We start from the raw sequence: 20250 nt of genomic DNA on the forward strand, positions 1-20250 counted from the left end.
AAAATTCGTTAAATTGCGCTAAATGTATCAAGGGGCACGGATCGAGACAAGGTAAGCTTTGTCAAACCTGCCACAGATCCGCATTTTATTTAGTTGAGCAGCTGATTCATCCCCTTTTCTCCACGATAAATGATGCGATCGTTGCCTCGGTAAACACCGAAGGTCACAACGGCAGATGGGCTTTCATCACCAAATTGACGCCAGTTGTACTGCAACCAGGGCTGATTAGAGTGGTTGCCGGAACAATCACCCGCCTTGAGTTTAGCGGGAGTGGTCGATGTCAGCCGCTGCCAGAACTCAACTTGCTCTCGGTAATTCGTTTTAGTGTGCGGCAGTGCCACAAACTCACCGGAACTTATCTCTCCGGCCGTAACGTTTCCTTCTCCCGATGTCTTAGACCTGCTGTCTGTCACCGTAGAATCGGATTGGGCAATGATCTGCTTACAGTAATTATCTCCGTCAAATGTCGATAAGCTGTCATCCGTATTGGTCACAAAATCATTGCCGTCCCAATATTCGACCCGCAGCGGAATCGCTATCTTGCTGTCTGCACGCCCGCCGACATCTTCCAGCACCATGCGTCCGTAACGGATATCCGTCCTGTCGACCTTGGCCCCGACAGCATGCTGATTTTTATCTGTCGCAGTCAGGACAAAATCCACGCCATCAACAAACTTGCTGACCCTGGCCCTGAAATCGAGGGCCTGATAAGGGCCGTCCGCTTTGGTTGCCTTGGTACAACTGTTTGGGTCATCCAGCGGACAGGAAAAACCGGTATCTGCAAGCCGGGCAATTGTCATCCTCGGCTTGTTATTACCGGCCACGTTAGTACCCGTTGCATCAAAGACTCGCCCGCTTTGCGGTGACTCTGTACCCTGGGCAACATTGCCCCAGCCTTGCCAAGCCAAGTCCGCTTTGCATTGTTGAGTATTGCAAATATGAAGCCTTGCCAGATCAAAGGCCTCATACTGACCGTTAACCAGGCTCCCCAGCCACAAACCAAAATCCGCCTGTAGCGACGAGGCAAAAAGATGATAGTTACCGACCGGGGCCGAGCTGTTCATGGCCTTGACCGTAAACTTGCCGGTAAATGGCTGCTCCATATAAGAGAAAGATCCATTTGCCGGAAGGATCCCTTCACTGCCACCCGGCTTTACCACAACGACAAAATGATCCGGGTAGAAGCGGCCAACCTGCACAGTACTTTGATTTAACGGTAGTGACCGTCCATCGAGCTGGTAACCGCCATCCGCCTGAAGCCAGAGACTGCCGACTTCGCTCCAGATCAAGTTCGTTGTCAGCCAACCGCTATCGGATACTTTGCCGGTAAAACTATAGTTCACGGTTCCCCCAAGCACACCGCCTTCCGGCTTCACGCTTGCGGTTGTTGCCGGTGAGGCAGGTATAGAAGGTATGGTCAAAGAGACCGGCGCTTTGACTGCAACACTCGAGCCGGTCGGACTGTAGTAGTTTTCGGTTACCTTTCTATTGGTGCACCAACCGCTTCCATAAGCTTGAATGTCAGTCTTACTATCACCACTGGAGTCGCCAGAGACAGAATCACCCGCCAACCAGATCACAGGTTTCAGCCTTGCCTCAAACGGCTCTCCGGCTTTGGCAAAGCCCGGGCCGCTTTGACTGGTGCCAGAGTGATCGGTTTTATCTTTGGCGCTGTTCCGTGGCGTAGAATCATCCGGGTTCTTAATGTCACAAAGCGCAAAGGTATAAGGCCTCACATAAATCGTTGCGCTGCCTTCCAGACCAGAGCTGCCCGACGGGAACAAGCCTTCGCATTCACTGTTACCCTTGCAGTACTCTGCCTTGCCGAAGGCAGGATCTTTCAGTGTAAAGGTAACCTTGCCTGCATCATTGTAGGACAGGGCCTTATCCAGCTCGGCTTTACCATCAGTAAATTTAAATGGTTTACCGATAACAACCGCAGACTGACCCGTTAACGGCGCCTCATACTTGGTCGTTACCTCTATCGGCTTTGACGATGAAGGTTGGTAGTCCGTAATGTACTCTGCCGTACCGCCTTCCGGTGTGGTACAGGCCAGTACCCCTACAAACATATCTTCCGGTTTACCGGCAATCAGCTCGTCACTTTTTCCGGCGGAGGATTTGGGAAGCACTTCAAACCGATAAGGCATAAACGTAAAGGCTGACTCAATCGGTAACGTATTTTCCACGGATTCAGAGGTGGAAGCCTTCAATACCAGTTTGCCGATCCCGGTAGACTTAAGGTTCAGCTCCAGTACACCGTTGGTGGCATTTTCTTGAACCTGGTTGTTACTATCAAACGTCAGGCAAGTACTGCTCCCCTTGCGCTGCAGACAGACTGACTTACCTGATGGCTTTTCAATAATCACCGGGCCATTAAAGGCGGTATCAACCGTATCGGGGCTCCCGTCTCCCGTAGTATCGAGCATCATGGTGGCGGTATAAGACGGCTTGTTATTATCACAGGTCAGCGCGTATTTTTCTGTTGGCGCCATAACCAAATAACGTTTGCTGGTAGTGCTTCCGCACTTGCTGCGCGTACCAATTATGGCGCCAGCCGAGAGCTCAATAACCGGGGCCGTTACGCCACCAAAAATATAGGCATTCTCTTTTTCCAGATCTAAAGAACCCGCTCGAGGGTCCAGATAAATATAACCATATAACTTTGCCCGCTTCTCCATTTCCAGCTCGTCATCACTATTGCCACTGTCATAGTGACCAATGAGCAATAGGTTTTCACTGTTTCCCTGTTCATTGACGGAAGCTCTTTCTTCCAGCTTGGCTTTTTTAAAATGAATTACCGTCTGATGAGTTTTACTGACCGCAATTTTTGAGCGATTTTCGACTTTAAGCTCTTTAATCCAATACTCTCCCGGAGCAAACGTCAGTGTCTTTCTATCCTTTACGATAACTTCCTTATATACGCCCGGCGAAATAGCACACGAGCTCCCGCTCTCACACTTAAATTCATTTTCGCTATTTTTAAAACTTGCCAAGTCCGGGAAAAGATCGGCCTTTTTGTCGACAGGCGCACACTTCTCCTTACTGCCCGAACCACCATTTGAGTCATATTTACATCCGGCAATATCTTGGACGGGTGACCGAAAAGAATACCCATGACGTGGTTCAATCGTTGATACATATGCATGCCCAGCTATAGCTAAATTACCGTAAACGTCACCTAGATAATATTGATTTGACTGAACCACATCAGGGACATATTCACAAATATCAATAGATTTTGGCTCGGGCACCTCAAAGGCAAAAAATCCGATATTCTCAAACTGGCCATGCCGGCGGCTATCCAATGTATCTTCATCAAATACAAAGCTGAATTTCTGCTTGGATAAGTTACAACGCCGCAACCACCCACCATCGCCGCCGACGCGAGTTTGCTTTTTCGTGATCACCCCCGGCTGGGCGGTAAATGCACGGGTAAAATACAGCTCCAAATTCTGACATGAATCGGCCAGCGAGCCTTCCTGATTCAAACTGGCTTCGAATCCAAACTCGAACTTAGCCTGCTGGTTATTGACCACCGTTTCACCGGTTCCCGGCAAGCTGGCAAGAAAAGCGATTCTTCTGTCATTACTCGGCGCATAACTTCCCCTACCCAGCTCCAAAGCCAAGTCGACTTTCTCTGAGGTGATCCCGCTAATCGCTGAGGTAGCAAAAATAGAGTTTTGATTTAAGGCCTGCAATTGGGTCAACACCACCGGGGTTGCATTAAAGCTACCGCCCCAGTCCGAAAACCGAATATTCGTCTGCCAGCTACCCGATACGCCCTGCGCCTGATACGACTGGGTATCGGTATAACCTGCGATCACTTTCTTGCCATTAAAGTCGGCTATGCCGGGTTCCATGACCAGATAGCTGATCTGAGTCATTTGGGTTGAATCCCAGCCGTTTTCAGGATTTTTCTGCGCAAAGGTGACCGTCTTGGCATCCTTATCAACCCCGGTAACCACCAAAGTGGCTGGTTCGTCAGCGTCAGGATCTGACGGGTCAATGGTCGGCATTAAAAAGACCAGCGGCGTGATCGTATAATTATTATCTAAAGAAATCGTACAGCTACTTGAAGAACAGGACTGAACCCCAAATTCATACCGGGCATCCGTGCTGTACTCCTTGTCAGGCTCAGGCAAGGGCAAACTACCGCAGTTCCCTTCGCTCAGACAGGTGCCAGAGACATTGTTGCCAAGTACCCTGACATTGATATAAGGGTCAAACTTATCAGCATCAACCCGATCTCGAATGTCTAGGTATGTCGATGAGATATAGGTGCCATCGACACTGTACTCTAGCCAACCCTCTATATTTCTGGAGTTATATGCAGATGTATTAACAAACTTGATCTGGAACTGATGCTCTTTGCCATCATTAAGGTAGCCCGTTTCATTGATTCCCTGCCCATAGCCAAAGTATCTTCTATCATCCGTCCAGATAGGATGGTAGTAATAGTTCCCTTCAATTCTTATCCGGTTGCTACCATCAGATACCAGATTTACCGTAATACAAAAGTCGTTTTTAGCGTTGACGGAGGCTCCGTTACTTAAGCACTGCGCTGCCTGGGTCGACGGGCTTGTCAGGCTAACGAGCAAGGCAAACAGCCAATAGAAAAAAACGAGTCTGTTAGTTCTCATACACTTTCTCATGGGAGATCCTTTGCCCAGGTTTCCTGAATGCGAGTGGTCGCAAACTTACCACTGCCGCAGGTTGCACTGCTTTCCAACTGATATTTATAGGAGGCTTGTGAGTCCGGGCCGTATTTAAAACGGGTACAAACCACGGTCACGCTCTTGCATTGAAACAGGCTGGCATTCATCGAATAGGTTTTGGTATCAGTGTTTCCCCCTTGAGAGCAGGCACCAGGCTCAGAGTCCTTCTGGCCCAGCGGAAACAACTGGCTCAGGACATACTCATTGCCCGAGTGCGCCGCAAACCACGCCCGGGTCGCAAACACTTCCCGCGAGGTCGTCTCCTGACCAGACCAGTCGATCCGGATCATTGCGGCGGCAAACCCCGCCATCACAGTGATAATAAACACCGAGACAATCAGGGCGCTGCCACGTTGTTTGCTATAGGACATTAATCACCTGCACTGTGTGGTTATAGGAAAAAGCTTCACCAGTATTGGCTTTCTCAATCACCAATGAAATATGCACCATACCGTTATTTTGCAATCCTGCCCCTTCAACAACGAATTCGACAGACTTCACGTCCTCGGCAATCCGATTCCCTTGCCGGGTCAACAAGTTTCCCGCCAGGCAATATTCGACTTTATCGCCATAGACATAGGCTCGCTTCGCTGGTGAAGAATATACGGGCGAGGCAGCAAGGTTAACGGTCAGCTCACCTTGCTCGGTCCCGTCAGCGACAGAATTAATCTTATTTTGATCTCGTTTAGCCTCATATTCCATGGCCGACGGCAAGCCAATCGCCAGGGCCAAGCCAGCCTGCGCATTAATCGCTTTCCATTCGGTGGCCGAACCTATTGCCGGGACAAGGCTCATTGCTGCGCTATCGGGATTTCCCTGATAAAAGCCAGAGTACCTGACCGGATAAAAAGACAGACAAGTGCCGAAGTTGGATGTCGAGATACTGTTAGGCGCGGCATGACGCACCTCCCGGGTGATTTTTTCCAAGGCAAAGCGCGCAATCGACTGGGCCCGGTCACGGTTTACCGTATCGACATATCCCTGCGTCCCCAACTGCAGGTAACTACCGATAGCCAGTGAAATAAAGCCAAGGATCACCAAGGCCATCACCATTTCAACCAGGGTAAAGCCTCTTTGCCACCTCATCAGTAATTACTCCTATAGGCAACAAAGTCATAGGTGCCATAACGGCCGGTATCGACCTCGACATCAATCCGCTTGTGCTGATGAGGAAAAGCGTTATTTGGATAGCTGGTATTAAGGGAGGTATCGTAGCTGACCGCAATTTTTACCGTCATGTTCAGATAACGCTCATTTTTCCCCTGCTCGTCTGCCAGCAGGTTCTCAATAAACCCGCGCCAGGGAAATTGGTTACTGCTATAGCGCTTGCCACACAGAGAGAAATCCCCCCAGCAGCCGTGAAAGTCATCGACATCATCAGCGGCAGAGACCATCAGCCCCCAGCCCAGTCGATCACCGCTGATCGGATCAACGTAGGCAAAATACTCTTTGCTGGTCCCATCCTGCTGGACATCATCCCGCGGCCAGCTACCTGAGTTTTCCGGTACTGTACACGGCTGTGCCCCGGCTTCACCGCAGCGCACCGCACTGTCTCCGAATGGATCGCTATATTCGTCAAATTTGCGCGACAGTACTTCATTAAGAAAGGCATTGCCGATTGCAGAAGCACGGGCCTGATAATACGGCGTTGCCGAGCGTTCAGCCTGAGGAAACAGAAAGCTGGTGAGCGTGATCATGGCAATGCCCAGGATCACGATGCTGATAATCCCTTCTATCAGGGTAAAACCTGCCTGCCTGACTGTTAGCCTTAAACACGGACCACTAGCAACCGGCATAGATATACCCTTCCTGATTGATACACATGGTGGTTGTCTCATTGCCTCCCGAGCGGAAAGTGATCTTGCAGCCCGAGTTACTTCGGCAGGCATAGACCCGCGCCTCATTGTCACCAGAGCCGGTAAAGTAAAAGGGCTGTCCCAGCATATCAAAATACAAGTTGGTGACAGTTAGACCTTCGGCGGACAGGCTCAGGTTATTATCAGCAGCCGTCAGTGCCGGCGGCATACTCGGCAGGACATTCTCACAGCGAGGACTACCCAAATAACCCGATGTGATTTGCAAGGTATAACAGGAGGCATTAGGGTCAGTAGCCGATGAGATCGAGTGGTTCATCGACAGGGTTTGGACTTGTCTGGCAATGGCAACCGCCTGATCACGGTTCAGGTGTGCATCGAAGCTGCTGGGGCCGATCATTTTCGAAGTTGCGGTGGCACCGAGTATGCCAATAAGAATAATGACAACCACCAGCTCAACCAATGTAAATCCACGTTCAGTGCCGGGCATTGTCCACCCTATATAATAAAAATGTAATCAAGTCCTATTTTAAAAAGACGCCGTAAAGCGCCCTTTTAAAATAGAGCCTCATTGAGGCTCTAATTACTAATTATTACAACCACTATCTTTGATAGTTGTTTTAGCTGCAGAAGCTGCAGTTGTACCCGTAGCTTCTGTGTAAGAAACATAACAATTAGTTGTTTCTATTGCAGCGATAGTATCCGCTGTTGCCTTACCTTTAAAGGTGAATACCGCCTTATTAGTTGTATTGTCTGCTGCGTATGCAGACTGCCAATCGGCACTGTCTAGTCCAGTTACTGCCGCTTTAATTCCGGTAGTTTGTGCAGTTGGATATCCTAAGTGGGTGTTAACTCCATCTGCAGCAGGAACTGGAGTAGCAGTTTTTTCCTTACCGTCTACACCAGTTAGAGCTGACTTACCGTATACGATACCAGCTGCACCATCAATAGCTCCTTTCAAACCCTGCAATGATGCCTTACGTGCGTCATCCTGGAAGTTCATGAATTTAGGTGCTGCGGTTACCGCCAGAATACCCAAAATTACAATCACAACCACCAATTCAATTAGCGTAAAACCGCCCTGACGTTTCATAACTTACTCCTACTTATTTCAAATTGACTTCGACACGGCCCAAAGCCGGTTTATATGTAAATGAATGTCCGGCCTCAACATCGGTTGAGCCCGACCCATTCGTTCCGGCCGAAGCCAGCTGGTAATAACGACAAAGCTTTGCTGAATTATCAGTACCAGCTTTAACGTAAAACACATAGTTTCCGCTCGCGGCATCACTGCTGTTGGTTGTTGCCAGCGGCGGGTTTTGTAACAAATTCTCCAGTAACGCCTGACAGTCTGTGGCATTGATGGCACCGACATTTGAATTGCCGGTCGTCAATGCATACGGATAACCATCACGCACACTCTTATCGGTTGTTGCTTTGGTCAGCAAAAAGTCGGTACCATCATAGTCAACCAGATACTGGCCACTGCTGTTTGCTGGTCGGCCATAGGCTTCCCATTGAGCACGGGCAGACAGGACTGCCGTCGCGAAACCTCCGGCAACACCTTCTATCGAGGCTTTCTTGGCCTCATCGGTGACCTGCAGAAATCGAGGCAGTGCCGTTGCCGCCAGCAGGCCGACAACGATAATCACAATAACGAGCTCTACAAGGGAAAATCCGCGTTGTTTGTTCATTTTGATACTTCTCTATTCGTCATAAAAACGACGCTTGATCCGTCAAAAAGCCGTTAATGCGTATTCTCTCATTTTTAAAATATAATTCCAGCCAATTACCGTCACTTATTTGGTAATAACACGAATTATATCGACCTGATCTCAGTTCTTTTTTTGACCTAAACTGAATAAACGATACAGAGCCCCCTCTGGAGGCCAGCAGATCCCACATTTTTTGACAATCCATTTGGCCATCAGTGATAACAACCGGCCAGCCGCGAGGGGTAAACTCGACATCGATTGTCGCTATCTCTAACCGAGCAGGCTTGCCTTCAAGCTCCCACTGCTGACGCAGGGCAGAAGCACTTTTGTAAAAGGTCTGCTTGAGTACACTCAGCCTGGCGTGCTCTGCCTCTTGTTTTATTTCTATACCTTTTGTCAGCATCGCTGCGACAATAAGGCCACTACCGCAAAACCAGATGAAATGCTGAAGACGTCTTTTCTGCCGCCGGTTAAACGCCTCTAGCCACATCAAGCAGACTCCACATCGGTAAGAAAATCCCCAACGCCAACAACAGAACCATAATTGCCACAATCAGCAACAGAAGCGGCTCTATCCGGGCAGTCAGCGTTTTCAGGTCATAATCAACCTCGCGATCATAAAAGTCGGAGACTTCGAGCAACAAGTCATCAACCTGACCGGTTTCTTCACCCACGGCAATCATCTGCAATACCAGTGGCGTAAACACCCCTGACTGGCTGGCCGTACTGGCTATGGTATTACCGCCCTCGATACCGTTTTTCATCTCTATCAGACGATTTTCGAGAAAGCGGTTACCCAGGGCCTCTGCTGCCATCTGGATCGCCTGGTTCAAAGGCACACCAGCACGGATCATCAGGGAAAAGGTGCGCGAAAAGCGCGATAACTGGGCCCGGTTGACGATATCACCAACAATCGGCACTTTCAGCCGCCACCGGTCCCACTTTTCATTACCAGCCGGTGTCTGGCGCCACATTCTGATCCCGATCCAGCTAGCCACCAGTCCGCCTAGCAACAGTGGCCAATAATTAACAAAAAAGTTCGAACTGGCGATCAATATCCGGGTCGGCAGAGGGAGATCCACCCCGAACCGGCTGAACATAGAGGTAAACTGCGGGATCACCTTAACGTTCAGCACGACCATCGCCAGCATAATTGCCGAGATCACAAAGGTCGGATAACGCATCGCCGATTTGATCCGGCGCCGGGTCTCCATTTCCTGCTCGAAATAGTTCGCCAGTTGCAGCAGCGACTCATCCAGTCGCCCCGTATTTTCGCCGACATGGATCATCGACACATACAGCTCCGAAAACACCCGTGGATGCTGCTTCATCGAGACCGACAGTGAGCGACCATTGGTCAGTTCATCCGTAACCGCATCTAATGCTTCCTTCATTAGCGGATGTGACGAACTCTGACTCAACCCTTTAATGGCCCGCAGCAAAGGCACGCCAGCCTTGGTGAGGCTATAGAGCTGGCGACTAAATATCACCAGTATCTCCAGCGGCACCCGGCTTTGAAACATAGACTGGAGATCCCAACCTTGTCCCTCGGCTTTCCCCTGACGGATCTCCAACGGGATGATGCCCTGTCGCATCAGCAGATCAGCCGCTGCATCCTGGCTGGCCGCTTCGATTTGGCCACGCTTCAGACCGCCTTGGTTATCCCGTCCGCGATAGTTAAATACCGGCATATACTAGCTCCTATCGCACAATCACAGCACGTGGCCGTCATTGAGATCAGCGGCAATAAAATCAGTGGTATTCAAATCGCCTTCACCCAGCAACAGCACTTCCTCCAGGCTCGTGCGCCCTTCAAGCGCCAGCTCCATGGCTGACTCAATCAGTGGTTTGTAGCCAGAGGCGTTACGGGCTATCTGGCTAAACAACACCGCATCATTGGCACGCAGTGCATCCATCATCGGCTGATCCAGCTCAAGCAGTTCAAAGACCCCGATACGCCCTTTATAACCGGTAAAGTTGCAGCTTTGGCAACCTCTTCCCCGGTGGAACTCACGGTGAAGATGCAGCGGGAAACGAGCCTTGAGCCATTGCTGCTTGGCCCCGTCCAGCTCTTCGCGTTCGGTGCAGTCTTTACACACCCGACGCACCAGGCGCTGAGCCAACACGGCACGAACAGCACTGGCTACCAGATAACCCGGCGCCTCCATGTCCATCATTCGCAGCGCACTGTCAATTGCATCGTTGGTGTGCAGGGTCGACAATACCAAGTGACCCGTCAGCGCCGATCGCAGGCCGATTTCGACCGTTTCCTGATCGCGCATCTCACCGACCAGAATAATATCGGGATCCTGACGAAGAAACGTTCGCAGGATTGATGAAAACGTCAAGCCAATCTTGCTGTTTACCTGAACCTGATTAACCCGGGGCAGGCGATATTCCACCGGATCTTCTGCCGTGATCAGCTTCTTGCCTGGCTTGTTCAGCTCACTGAGGGCACCGTAGAGAGTGGTGGTTTTACCGGACCCGGTCGGGCCGGTCACCAGGATCATCCCATGCGGCCGCTTGAGCTGGCGACGAAAACGCGGCAGCAAGTCAGCGGGCATACCGATCTCTTCCAGGCTCAGGATACCTGCCGACTGATCAAGCAAACGCATCACCACGGACTCACCGTGCTGAACCGGCATCGTAGACACACGCACATCCACCGAGTGGCCGCGAACCTTGACGTTAAACCGGCCGTCTTGCGGCAGACGCTTTTCCGAGATATCCAGTCCGCTCATCAGCTTCAGGCGCAGCACCAAAGCCGCCGACACACTGGCCTCATTAAGCAAGGTTTCATGCAATACCCCATCGATACGCTGGCGAATACGCAGCACATCGGCATCGGGCTCGATATGGATATCTGACGCACCAACCTGGATCGCATCCTCAAACAAGGAGTTAATCAGCTTAACAACGGTCACTTCGTCATTGTCAGAATCATCAAAACCAAAACTATAATCCGTTTCGCTTTGATGCTCGGCCTGTAACTGCTCGGCAAACGAGACGATTTCCTGGGTCCGGCGGTAATAGCGGTCAAAAGCGGAAATCAACTGACGCTCGGGCGCAATAACCAGCTCAACCCGGTATTGTGCCAGTTGATCGTAAACAGCCTCCTGCGCAGCCAGATCTGCCGGATCGCTCATCGCCACCCGAACGGTATCGCCCCGTACGCCAATAACCAGTGCCCGCAGGCGACGGGCGTGCACCTCGGAGAGCAATGACACCGAGTCGGCATCAACCGATACCCGGGTAAGATCGACCAAGGGAATATCCAGCTGACGAGACAGGAAAGAAAGCATCTGCTGCTCACTCAAAAACCCCATGCTGATCAGGGTATCCCCCAGCTTGCGGCCGGTCGTCTGCTGTTTGCCCAGCGCCTGCTCTAGCTGATCCTGGGTGACTATGCCCTCTTCTACCAACAGATCGCCAAGGCGCTTTCTTAATCTAATTTGCATTGCGCTTAGCCCTCCCGAGCCTCAAGCAGCGCCAGGCGCTGTTGGATAAACTGTTGTGACTGCGATGAAATTCGTCCCATCAACAAGGCCTGTTTATAGGCATCCAGTGCTTTCTCAGCGTCTTTGCTGCGCTCCAGGGCAATCCCCAAACCCAGCCACCAGCGGCCATCATAAGGCTCTTCTGTAACCAGCAATTGATAGCTGCTCATCGCCAGCTCGTTGTTATTCAACTGCTGGGCCAGGGCGCCGCGCATCGCGAGATAGCCACTGTGGTTCTTTTTGGGCATTCGGCTCAATACATTCAGAGCAGCCTGCTGCTGAGATTCGTTAACCAGCAGCTTTGCCATCGTCAGGCGCAAATCTGGCTGATCGCCATCAAGCACCAGTCCGTCTTGGAGCGTGGCAATCGCCTTGCGAATATCTCCCCGCCCGTAATACAGGGCCGCGAGTTTTTGCCGGGCCCTGATCCATTCCGGCTGATATTTCAACGTCTGCTTCAGAAAACCAATGGCTTTGCGGCTATCACCAGCCTTCAGGGCTTTCTGCGCTTTTTTATACTCCACATTGGCAAGCTGTTCGGCATCGAGCTCAACGGTTTCAATCATTAACTCTTCAGCAGGCGCTTCATCATCACGCTCCACCGGTTGAGTCGTTGAATTCTCTCGCACAGCTACCCGGCTGGAGCCTTGCTCTGGCTTGAGCGCTGACTTTGGCTTAAATTCTTGCTTTGGTTTAAGCGCTTGCCTTGGACGAGCTTCTTGCTCTGCGCTGGACTTCACCGCTGGTTTCGGAGCTGGCGCCTGTTGAGCCGCTTTTTTTATCCTTGGTTTATCCTCACGCACGACCCTCGGCACTGTCTTGGCCTCAATCACCGAGAGCGGCTCTGTTGTCGGCTTTGTCTCTTTATCACCTTGTTGCTCTAAGACTTGAGTTACAACTGGCTCAACATCGGCTCTCGCCTGGGCGACTTCAACAGCCGCATTCGGCGCTGGTACTGCATCATACTCTGTGCCTGAAATCACATGTTGGTACTCTGGCACAACTGGGGCTGACAGCACATCAACTGTTGCGGGAGCTGGACTAACTGCATGACTATTCGCCCCCAGCCACCAACCTGCACCTCCCACTATCAACGCCGCACATACACCAAACACCGCCCATTTCGGCCCATGATTTTTCGGAACCGGTTTAACGACCGCGGCCTGCAAAGGTTGCGCGGCGACTGAGGAAGGGTTCTTTTGCTGATTCAGCGCATTAAGCTTTTTATTTATCTCGCTCATATTCAGTGCCATCCCCACAGCACCGGGTACGTCCATTTAGGCTGACGTGCCCCTAATGTATCTTTTACTGCCATCAAGACTTCTTTCCGACCTACTGACTGCGCATTACTGCTGCTTGCTGCGATTAATGCTTTATGACAAAGCTGATTGATAAGCCGAGGGATCCCCTGACTGGCTTTCCAAAGCTCACGATATTGCGCCAGCTCGAACAACTCCCGCTGGCAGCCTGCACTACTCAGGCGAAACTCGATATAGGCAATGGTCTCGGCCAGATCCAACGGACGCAGACAGGCTCTGAATGTAATACGTTGCCGAAGCTGACGCATATGATGCTGGTCGAGCCGGTGATCCAGCTCTGGCTGGCCCAGCAATACGATATGCAGCAACTTCTCATGTTCTGTTTCCAAATTTCCGAGCAGGCGGAGTGTTTCCAGCGCATCATCAGGCAGTGCCTGCGCCTCGTCGAGCAGTACCACCACAGATTTTCCGGCAGCTTTACGTTCAATAAGTGCTTGCTGAAGCTGCTCTGTCACGGCGGTATTATCGCCCTCGACCGAAATGGCCAACTCTCGCGCCAATGCCAGACGAAGCTCATGGCCGCTGGCCGCGGGTGTGGGCAGGTACGCCAATTCGAACAGCTCCGGCAGCTGTTTTATCAGCATTCGGCAAACCAGGGTTTTTCCCGTACCGACCTCACCGGAAATCTGAATAATGCCTTCCCCCATTTCCAAGGCGGCCAGCGTCGTCTGGATCGCCTCCAGGTGGGGAGGCAATGCATAAAACAACGCGGTATTCGGGGTCAGCGAGAAGGGTAATTCCTCAAGGCCAAAGTGCGACTGGTACATGGCTTACCCCTCTTCAGGGAACCATTCAGTGATCAGCGCCCGGGAGCGTTCGATTTCCTCCTGCCAGGTCTGCTCACCGACAACCGTCGGTTTAAGCAAAATCACCAGCTCCGTTTTGGTCTGGAGCTTACTCACATTCCGGAATAGGTGACCAAGCATCGGGATATCACCCAGCAAAGGCACTTTGGAGACCTGATCATTGGTAGCCGATTTCATCAGGCCACCGATGACCACCACATCCCCGGTACGGGCGTGGATTACAGAGTCAGATTCGCGCACCGAGCTTTTAGCCAATGGTAGTTTATAGGTACCAAACGTTTGACCCAGCTCTATACTCTGAATTTCCGTTTCCACGTCGACGACTGTCGGGTGAACATGCAGCAGCACGCCGCCGTCATCGTCGATTTGTGGTGTCACATCCAACGAAATACCGGAGAAAAACGGAGTCAGCTCAATATCCGGCGACGCCGTACCACCATCACTGTTGACTTCGCCTCCGGAAATATCAGTCACAAAGTACTGATCACCCCCCACTTTGATCACCGCCTTCTGGTTATTGGCAGCCGTTACGCGAGGGCTGGACAATACGTTCAGATCACCCTGGGTGTCGAGGAAGCTCAATACCGCTTCAAAGTTGCCATCCTGGATGGTGACATTGGTCTGTCCGCCAAGCAGGTTGGAAATTGCATCGCCAGGCAGTGACGGAATCGGATTAGTCGTCGGGCGGCCAAAGATAATTTCCGTACCGCCAATCGTCTTGGTGATATTGCTCCAGTTAATGCCCTGCTGATAACCATCACTCAGGGTGACTTCCATAATTTTCGCTTCCAGCACCACCTGACGTTTCAGACGCTGCTGGGACACCCCGAGAAACTCCTTCACTTCACGCAATTCGTTAGGAAATGCGCGCACCGAGATCAGGCTTGCCTGCGGAGAGACAACAATGCTTCTTCCCTGCCCGCTGCCGATCATTGCCTGAACCGCTTTCTCCAACTGCTGCCAAAAATCACTTTCAGACGTGGTTTCGATCGTCGTACCACCAGTGGCAGTACTTGAATTGTTATTACTATTGCTGTTTCCGCTACTATTGTTGCCACTCGAGCTACTATTACCCGTTGTACCGCTGGAAGATGAGTTCGAGTCACTGTTAGTGATCGAGCCGGTTGTCAGGGAAGTCAGCGACACACCACGGCGTTTAAGCTGCAGGTAGTCAACCGGGATCACCTCAGTGCGAAGCGTCGCCGGGAAGATCTGAATAATATTGCCCTTTCGGGTGGTGTTATAGCCATAGATGTCCGAGACGACCTCCAGCACCTCATCCAGCGTAACATCCTTTAATGTCAGGGATATTCGTCCTTTAACCTCAGGATGAAGCACCATATTGAAAGGCGTGCCTTTGACCAGGCTGCCAAAAAAAGCACGGGCATCGACATTTCGGGCATTAACACGAAAACGCTTCTCCAACGCCGTACTAGAGACATAATCACCGCTGTCAAGTGTCGGCATCAGATCCGCACTGACAGCCGAAGGCAGCTCCACCAGCGGACGACTGTTGGCTTCATTTACCGCTTCGTTCAGCGCACCTTTGACTTCTACGGGATCACGATGTCCCATATTGGCCGAACAACCGATCAGAGACGCCATCACGATCCCAACTACTAATCCACGCATGTTAACCACTTTATTGTTTTAATTTGCTTTCACAATGTCGGCAAATAGCTCCAGACGCCATTTTTTACCGCCGCGTGTTACCGTGACATAATCGTCCTGAATGTCAGTCAAGGTGTAGCCGCTGACTCTTCCGCCAAGTTCAACGGGCACATTATTCAAAATCACCGTACAGGCACTCAATTCACCACATACAATCCCCTGCAGTTGAGGGAGCCTGGCTTGGGTTACGGTGGGCTTTTTCGTCGGAGTTTGCCAACCTAACGGTGCCGTCGGATCCTGGCTTGCCTGTACATAGCCAGCAAGTAAGCCACACAGAGCAACAGCGATAGCTCCATGCTTAATAACCAAGCTTGATTTGCCCAGCCCTAATCTAACCATCTCAGCTTTAACCACCGATAAAATCCTTACTCTCGCCCAAGGTATAAACGTCCAGCTGGATATCGGCCCAAGGGTACTTATCCACCTGATAGTTCAAGCTCCGCCAGTAATATTTAACCGGCAGCGCTTCAAGCTGGGCCAGGTAGTTCACAACATCAAAATAGCGACCACGCAGATTAAGGCGAACCGGGTGAATATAATACCCCTCGTCTTCGCCACTGATTAGCTGCACAGAAGGCAGCGACTCCAGCGACACCAACTTTAAGCGTTCCGAGCGCTGAAGAACCTGTTCCATCAACCCCGACATCTGGATTGGCGTTACCAAGCTGGCTACGCGGCCCTGCAACTGATCGTCAAGGGTCGAGTTCTCTCGCTCCAGCCTGTCGATATTGCGCTCGACATCCTGGTTCGGATCACTCCTGAGTTTGCGCTCAATCATAATGAGCTGGTTGGCGTTGTTGGTGATCTCATTGGCCACTGAGACAACCTGTTGCCGGGCCGAGGTCAGCGCCTTGACTTGCGGCTCAATAAACATCACGAAACCGACAAATAACAAGGCAATCCAGCCTGATAGCAAAATCAGCCATTGTTCGCGGCGAGTCAGTAACTCAAACCGATCGCTTAATTTCTGCCAGCCACTCATCGGGCAACCTCGCTCGCGGGTAATACAGGTTTTTTCGCTATTGCCGATCCACGCTCAGCCAGTAATTTAAACGTCACCACATTTTGTTCATTGCGTCCGAGTGACATCAGTTGAAAACGCCGGTCGGACAGATCAGGGTAGCCTTTGAATGCCTTCACCCAGGTTGGGACCGACTCCGGTGTCCGGGCCAACCCTTCCAGGTCCAGATGCCTTCCGGTTACCCGAATACGATTGACAGAGATGTTCCCGCTTGCCGCGTCCGATAATTGACGCAACAATCCGGCATAACCGACCTGCAAACTTTTGTCGTGCATTTCAATGGCCTTCAAAGTGGCCTGCTTGGCCGCCAAATGTTGCTCCAACTCTCCGGCTAACTCGACTTTTAATGGGCTGGGAATATGCTCGGCAAGCGCTGCTTTGGCCCTGTTAAGCTCTGACTGCTTACTGTCCAGGCGGCTTCTTTCGGCAGCCAGCTGTTGCTGCTGCTGGTAGTTCTGCCAGCTATACCAGCCAGCCATTGAGACCATCACGACCACGGCCAGTGCCCAGCTAAGCACTACATTCTGCAGCGTCATGAGCTGAGTGTGCGGCTTGAGAGCCTCGCTATATAAATTAATGCTGTTTGCCCCTTCGGGCTCTATCAGCGCAGCAAAGGCAACACGGGCAGCATTCGTCATCAATACCGGATGTGGCGGCGTGACAGCGGCAACAGACACACTCAGGCGCTGGCTCAGTTCGGCAGCCAACGCACTGTCATCGTCATCGTCACAGGAGATTAACAGCTGGGTGATCGGCGTATCGCGCAGCTGAGCACTCAGAAAATCAAGCGATCGCTGCAGCTCAAGCGCCAGGCTGTCTAGCTGCAGGGCATGGTTCATCTCTCCCGGCATCTCGCTATCCAGCAAAGGGGACGGAAAACCACGCAGCTGACGCTGAAAGCACATTTCCTGCTGTTTAAAAGCCGTTAACTGCAGGCTGGCGTGGCGGCGACGGTGCAATACCAGCTGACTCAGGGACGGGGCGGTTAATTGTCCCCATACCACTTCCTCTGCCGATATAGAGACTACGTCACAACCAGCCTCGTTACAGATCCGGATCAACTGCTCGACCTGATTACGATTCGTGACAACAACCTGCAAACGATCTTTTAGCGGCGCCTGAAAGCCATCGGCCACCAGTTCCAGCGGGGACTCATTGACCAGATCTTTAACCAAAAAAGGCAGTGCCGTCGAGTACTCCTCGCGCGGCAGCTCCGGCTTCTCAATAAGCATGCTCTGATAGAGGCCATGGCCTAGTACCAAACGTAAGCTACTGCCCCCCAGCTGGTGCTTGGCAAGCAACGATATTATGACCGAATCCCAGTCTCCGGCATTAGAAACAACCAGGGTTTCTGTTATCCATTCCGACTCAGATTCATAAACTACTGTGATGGAATCAGCAAAGATGGCCAAACAAGCCTGTTTGTTACGGCTTTTCTTTTTTAAATACCGACTAAGCAAAGATTTAGATTTCATGAAACTCCAACACTGCTCACAAAATACACCGATTTTGCTACTGAAAAGCACTAACAACTAGCGGCTGTCAATAATTTGACCATTATAACGAGCTTTTATTGATTACATAGTTTTTTTTGTGCCAGTTGTTACCGCCCAAACATAGTTTTACCTGACTGGCTGTTTCCTTTTGGCGTCTGTCTAACAGAAAGCTCTGCCGCAAAGAAACGTCCCTGACCTCCTTGTACGCCTAACTGCTTGAGCACCCGCCATTCCTTCTCGTTTTCCACCCCGACGGCAATTACCTGGGCATTTGAGTTTGCACAGGCCCCCAGCATACTTCTGACAAATAGCTGGTTTTCCTGCCGCTGGTCGATCTCACGGACCAACCCTCGGTGCAGCTTGATATAATCTGCCTTGATGTCCTTGATATAGTGGGTGCTGACAATGGTTCGGCCAGCCTGATCCACAACCAATTTACACCCCAGCCCCACGATCATCCTGACCACAGGACGCATGGCATCAAGGTGTTTGACCAAGCCGCTTTCAGCGATTTCAATCGACAGCCGGTTGAGCACCGTGCGCGGTGTTTGCAGCAACTCATCACGAAGCCAGCGAACAAACTCTTTTTCCAGCAGGGCCTCGACACTTACATTCACCGACAGAGAGTCATTGACCGGGCTATTTTTTAATAACTCGATAGCCTGGCCTATAACCTGCCTGTCCATCCGGGCGCTGAACCCAACCTGCTCGACCGCCGTCAAAAAACGTGACGCTTTAATCAGGACGCCATTTTCATCCTGGATCCGGGCCAGCAGCTCTCGGTGGACAATCGTTTCTCCATCCAGCGCCAAAGCAGGCTGCTGGTACAATATTGGGCCGCCGCTGTTAAACACGGCATCCAGCAAAGTACGCCAGCGCACGCTGCCACGGGCATCTTCATACTGCTGATCTTTCTGGAAGGCATACCAGTTATTGGTGCCCTGAAGCTGGGCGCTGCGCAACGCCATATCGGCTTCATCCATCACCCGGCCACGACGCTCGCCGCTCGAGCAGAATGTCACGCCGATATGACACCAGTTATCCGGCTGCAAGGGCGCAACGGGGGTCAATCTTTCCAGGGCTTTGAGTAGCTGATTGGTAAACTGCTTGACCTCTTTTGCCGACTGCTGGGAGAGCAGGATCGCAAACTCGGCGTCAAAGTACCGTGATAACACCGTATCGGGATAACGCTGGATCTGGTTTGACAGGATCATACCGACATCCTGGACCAGCTCATCGGCAACATCTTTTCCTTTCTCGGCCAATAGCTCATCCCAGTCAGAGATCCGGATCAGGATCACCGCACCGTGCGTCTCCTGATCCTGCACCATAGATTGCAGGCGGCTATCGAAAAGCACCCGGTTTGCCGCCCCGGTTAACTGATCCAGAAAAGTATGAGTACGAATAAAGGTATCAAATCGGCTCCGCTCCTGGCGGGCGTCCTTAAGCTCGGCAATCATCTGATCCAGGGCAAGGCTGGCCGTCGCCGGCCACTCTTGCTCATCTCCGACCGCATTGTCGTCAACCTTTCCGGCCAGGATCAGCCGGCCGCGATGCTCCAGCAATTCCGAGCCATAGAGCTGCTGGCGCAGCCAGTTCACCCCCCACACTAGCCCCATGATAATAATTGCAATGGCCAGGCTAATGGATGACATGGCACCGATGGAGTACGTAAACTTCGTATAGGGAGGGATCGACTTTAAGTTAATATAAAAGCCGGGGTTGTGATTAAGCGTATAATGGCTCTGCTGCAATATCGTCGGATCATTGACGGTCTGAAGCCCTTTAAAGGCATAAATTACCCCTGACGAACTCCCCACCTCCAACTCGACGACATTACTGGCCTTCAACAACTTGGGCAGCCAGCGCGACAGAGACTGTGCCCCCTGCGGATCAGCAAGCTCCTGATCGATCACCTCGACAATGCCATCGATGTAATGAGTCAGGTAGTCCTGCCCCAGTTTTCGAAAACTAACGGCACCGCCGATAAAAATCACAAAGATGGCACAAATCACGATGAGCGTAACGAAGGCAACCAGACGGTTGGTTAACTTCATGCCGGAGGCTTTTCTCATAAGAATCCAATTCTAGCTAAATTAATGATGTTCCAATGACCCACCACAGAGTCAATCCATGCAAATTCGTACAGGTCTAATGAGCAAAATATCACTCCCTCAGCCACAGTGTTAGTGT

At 51.4% G+C, this 20250-nt stretch carries 17 protein-coding genes; all 17 read right to left on the reverse strand.

Going from position 1 to position 20250, the window contains the following annotated elements:
* Positions 1 to 89: 89 nt before the first annotated feature.
* The 17 genes from EIZ48_RS13680 to csrD all read right to left on the reverse strand — a co-directional run bounded on the left by EIZ48_RS13680 (position 90) and on the right by csrD (position 20132).
* Positions 90 to 4643, reverse strand: a complete 4554-nt coding sequence (locus tag EIZ48_RS13680; protein ID WP_160652316.1) for a DUF6701 domain-containing protein — start codon at positions 4641 to 4643, stop codon at positions 90 to 92.
* Positions 4644 to 4651: 8 nt separating this feature from the next.
* A complete protein-coding gene (locus tag EIZ48_RS13685) occupies positions 4652 to 5089 on the reverse strand; it encodes a hypothetical protein (protein ID WP_160652319.1) in 438 nt (145 codons plus the stop codon).
* Positions 5079 to 5804: a PilW family protein gene (locus tag EIZ48_RS13690; RefSeq protein ID WP_160652322.1), complete on the reverse strand. Its 726-nt coding sequence runs from the start codon at positions 5802 to 5804 to the stop codon at positions 5079 to 5081. Before EIZ48_RS13690 ends, EIZ48_RS13685 begins: the two co-directional genes overlap by 11 nt.
* Entirely contained in the window at positions 5804 to 6514 is a 711-nt protein-coding gene (locus tag EIZ48_RS13695) for a type IV pilus modification PilV family protein (RefSeq protein ID WP_160652325.1), read from the reverse strand. The genes EIZ48_RS13690 and EIZ48_RS13695 overlap by 1 nt, the downstream gene beginning before the upstream one ends.
* A complete protein-coding gene (locus tag EIZ48_RS13700) occupies positions 6501 to 7022 on the reverse strand; it encodes a pilus assembly FimT family protein (protein ID WP_160652328.1) in 522 nt (173 codons plus the stop codon). The genes EIZ48_RS13695 and EIZ48_RS13700 overlap by 14 nt, the downstream gene beginning before the upstream one ends.
* A 96-nt stretch (positions 7023 to 7118) precedes the next feature.
* A complete protein-coding gene (locus EIZ48_RS13705; protein ID WP_160652330.1) occupies positions 7119 to 7625 on the reverse strand; it encodes a prepilin-type N-terminal cleavage/methylation domain-containing protein in 507 nt (168 codons plus the stop codon).
* 13 nt (positions 7626 to 7638) lie between these two features.
* On the reverse strand, positions 7639 to 8226 hold the full coding sequence (locus EIZ48_RS13710) for a prepilin-type N-terminal cleavage/methylation domain-containing protein (RefSeq protein WP_160652333.1): 588 nt from the start codon (positions 8224 to 8226) through the stop codon (positions 7639 to 7641).
* 19 nt (positions 8227 to 8245) lie between these two features.
* Complete coding sequence (locus EIZ48_RS13715; protein WP_160652336.1) at positions 8246 to 8650, reverse strand: hypothetical protein; 405 nt, start codon at positions 8648 to 8650, stop codon at positions 8246 to 8248.
* Between the two features lie 67 nt (positions 8651 to 8717).
* The gene (locus tag EIZ48_RS13720; protein ID WP_075762418.1) at positions 8718 to 9938 is read right to left on the reverse strand and encodes a type II secretion system F family protein; all 1221 of its coding nucleotides are present in this window, start codon (positions 9936 to 9938) and stop codon (positions 8718 to 8720) included.
* A gap of 21 nt (positions 9939 to 9959) precedes the next feature.
* Entirely contained in the window at positions 9960 to 11705 is a 1746-nt protein-coding gene (locus EIZ48_RS13725; protein WP_160652338.1) for a GspE/PulE family protein, read from the reverse strand.
* A 5-nt stretch (positions 11706 to 11710) separates the two neighbouring features.
* The gene (locus tag EIZ48_RS13730) at positions 11711 to 13021 is read right to left on the reverse strand and encodes a tetratricopeptide repeat protein (RefSeq protein WP_240152966.1); all 1311 of its coding nucleotides are present in this window, start codon (positions 13019 to 13021) and stop codon (positions 11711 to 11713) included.
* Complete coding sequence (locus tag EIZ48_RS13735) at positions 12988 to 13830, reverse strand: ExeA family protein (protein ID WP_160652341.1); 843 nt, start codon at positions 13828 to 13830, stop codon at positions 12988 to 12990. Before EIZ48_RS13735 ends, EIZ48_RS13730 begins: the two co-directional genes overlap by 34 nt.
* 3 nt (positions 13831 to 13833) lie before the next feature.
* Complete coding sequence (gene mshL / locus EIZ48_RS13740) at positions 13834 to 15501, reverse strand: pilus (MSHA type) biogenesis protein MshL (protein WP_160652344.1); 1668 nt, start codon at positions 15499 to 15501, stop codon at positions 13834 to 13836.
* An 18-nt stretch (positions 15502 to 15519) separates the two neighbouring features.
* Positions 15520 to 15894 carry an MSHA biogenesis protein MshK gene (locus tag EIZ48_RS13745; RefSeq protein ID WP_338046918.1) on the reverse strand — a complete coding sequence of 125 codons (375 nt, stop codon included), beginning with the start codon at positions 15892 to 15894 and terminating at the stop codon, positions 15520 to 15522.
* The gene (locus EIZ48_RS13750) at positions 15887 to 16522 is read right to left on the reverse strand and encodes an MSHA biogenesis protein MshJ (RefSeq protein WP_160652347.1); all 636 of its coding nucleotides are present in this window, start codon (positions 16520 to 16522) and stop codon (positions 15887 to 15889) included. Before EIZ48_RS13750 ends, EIZ48_RS13745 begins: the two co-directional genes overlap by 8 nt.
* Complete coding sequence (locus tag EIZ48_RS13755; protein ID WP_160652350.1) at positions 16519 to 18036, reverse strand: PilN domain-containing protein; 1518 nt, start codon at positions 18034 to 18036, stop codon at positions 16519 to 16521. The genes EIZ48_RS13750 and EIZ48_RS13755 overlap by 4 nt, the downstream gene beginning before the upstream one ends.
* Positions 18037 to 18164: 128 nt before the next feature.
* Positions 18165 to 20132, reverse strand: a complete 1968-nt coding sequence (gene csrD / locus EIZ48_RS13760) for an RNase E specificity factor CsrD (RefSeq protein ID WP_160652353.1) — start codon at positions 20130 to 20132, stop codon at positions 18165 to 18167.
* Between the last annotated feature and the right edge of the window lie 118 nt (positions 20133 to 20250).

This window comes from Photobacterium alginatilyticum, assembly GCF_009910675.1.
Lineage (GTDB): Bacteria > Pseudomonadota > Gammaproteobacteria > Enterobacterales > Vibrionaceae > Photobacterium > Photobacterium alginatilyticum.

Excerpts from the sequence above, each read along its gene's own strand:
- EIZ48_RS13680 (WP_160652316.1), bottom strand. The coding sequence starts at position 4,643 with ATGAGAACTAACAGACTCGTTTTTTTCTATTGGCTGTTTGCCTTGCTC.
- EIZ48_RS13685 (WP_160652319.1), bottom strand. The coding sequence starts at position 5,089 with ATGTCCTATAGCAAACAACGTGGCAGCGCCCTGATTGTCTCGGTGTTT.
- EIZ48_RS13690 (WP_160652322.1), bottom strand. The coding sequence starts at position 5,804 with ATGAGGTGGCAAAGAGGCTTTACCCTGGTTGAAATGGTGATGGCCTTG.
- EIZ48_RS13695 (WP_160652325.1), bottom strand. The coding sequence starts at position 6,514 with ATGCCGGTTGCTAGTGGTCCGTGTTTAAGGCTAACAGTCAGGCAGGCA.
- EIZ48_RS13700 (WP_160652328.1), bottom strand. The coding sequence starts at position 7,022 with ATGCCCGGCACTGAACGTGGATTTACATTGGTTGAGCTGGTGGTTGTC.
- EIZ48_RS13705 (WP_160652330.1), bottom strand. The coding sequence starts at position 7,625 with ATGAAACGTCAGGGCGGTTTTACGCTAATTGAATTGGTGGTTGTGATT.
- EIZ48_RS13710 (WP_160652333.1), bottom strand. The coding sequence starts at position 8,226 with ATGAACAAACAACGCGGATTTTCCCTTGTAGAGCTCGTTATTGTGATT.
- EIZ48_RS13715 (WP_160652336.1), bottom strand. The coding sequence starts at position 8,650 with ATGCTGACAAAAGGTATAGAAATAAAACAAGAGGCAGAGCACGCCAGG.
- EIZ48_RS13720 (WP_075762418.1), bottom strand. The coding sequence starts at position 9,938 with ATGCCGGTATTTAACTATCGCGGACGGGATAACCAAGGCGGTCTGAAG.
- EIZ48_RS13725 (WP_160652338.1), bottom strand. The coding sequence starts at position 11,705 with ATGCAAATTAGATTAAGAAAGCGCCTTGGCGATCTGTTGGTAGAAGAG.
- EIZ48_RS13730 (WP_240152966.1), bottom strand. The coding sequence starts at position 13,021 with ATGGACGTACCCGGTGCTGTGGGGATGGCACTGAATATGAGCGAGATA.
- EIZ48_RS13735 (WP_160652341.1), bottom strand. The coding sequence starts at position 13,830 with ATGTACCAGTCGCACTTTGGCCTTGAGGAATTACCCTTCTCGCTGACC.
- mshL (WP_160652344.1), bottom strand. The coding sequence starts at position 15,501 with ATGCGTGGATTAGTAGTTGGGATCGTGATGGCGTCTCTGATCGGTTGT.
- EIZ48_RS13750 (WP_160652347.1), bottom strand. The coding sequence starts at position 16,522 with ATGAGTGGCTGGCAGAAATTAAGCGATCGGTTTGAGTTACTGACTCGC.
- EIZ48_RS13755 (WP_160652350.1), bottom strand. The coding sequence starts at position 18,036 with ATGAAATCTAAATCTTTGCTTAGTCGGTATTTAAAAAAGAAAAGCCGT.
- csrD (WP_160652353.1), bottom strand. The coding sequence starts at position 20,132 with ATGAGAAAAGCCTCCGGCATGAAGTTAACCAACCGTCTGGTTGCCTTC.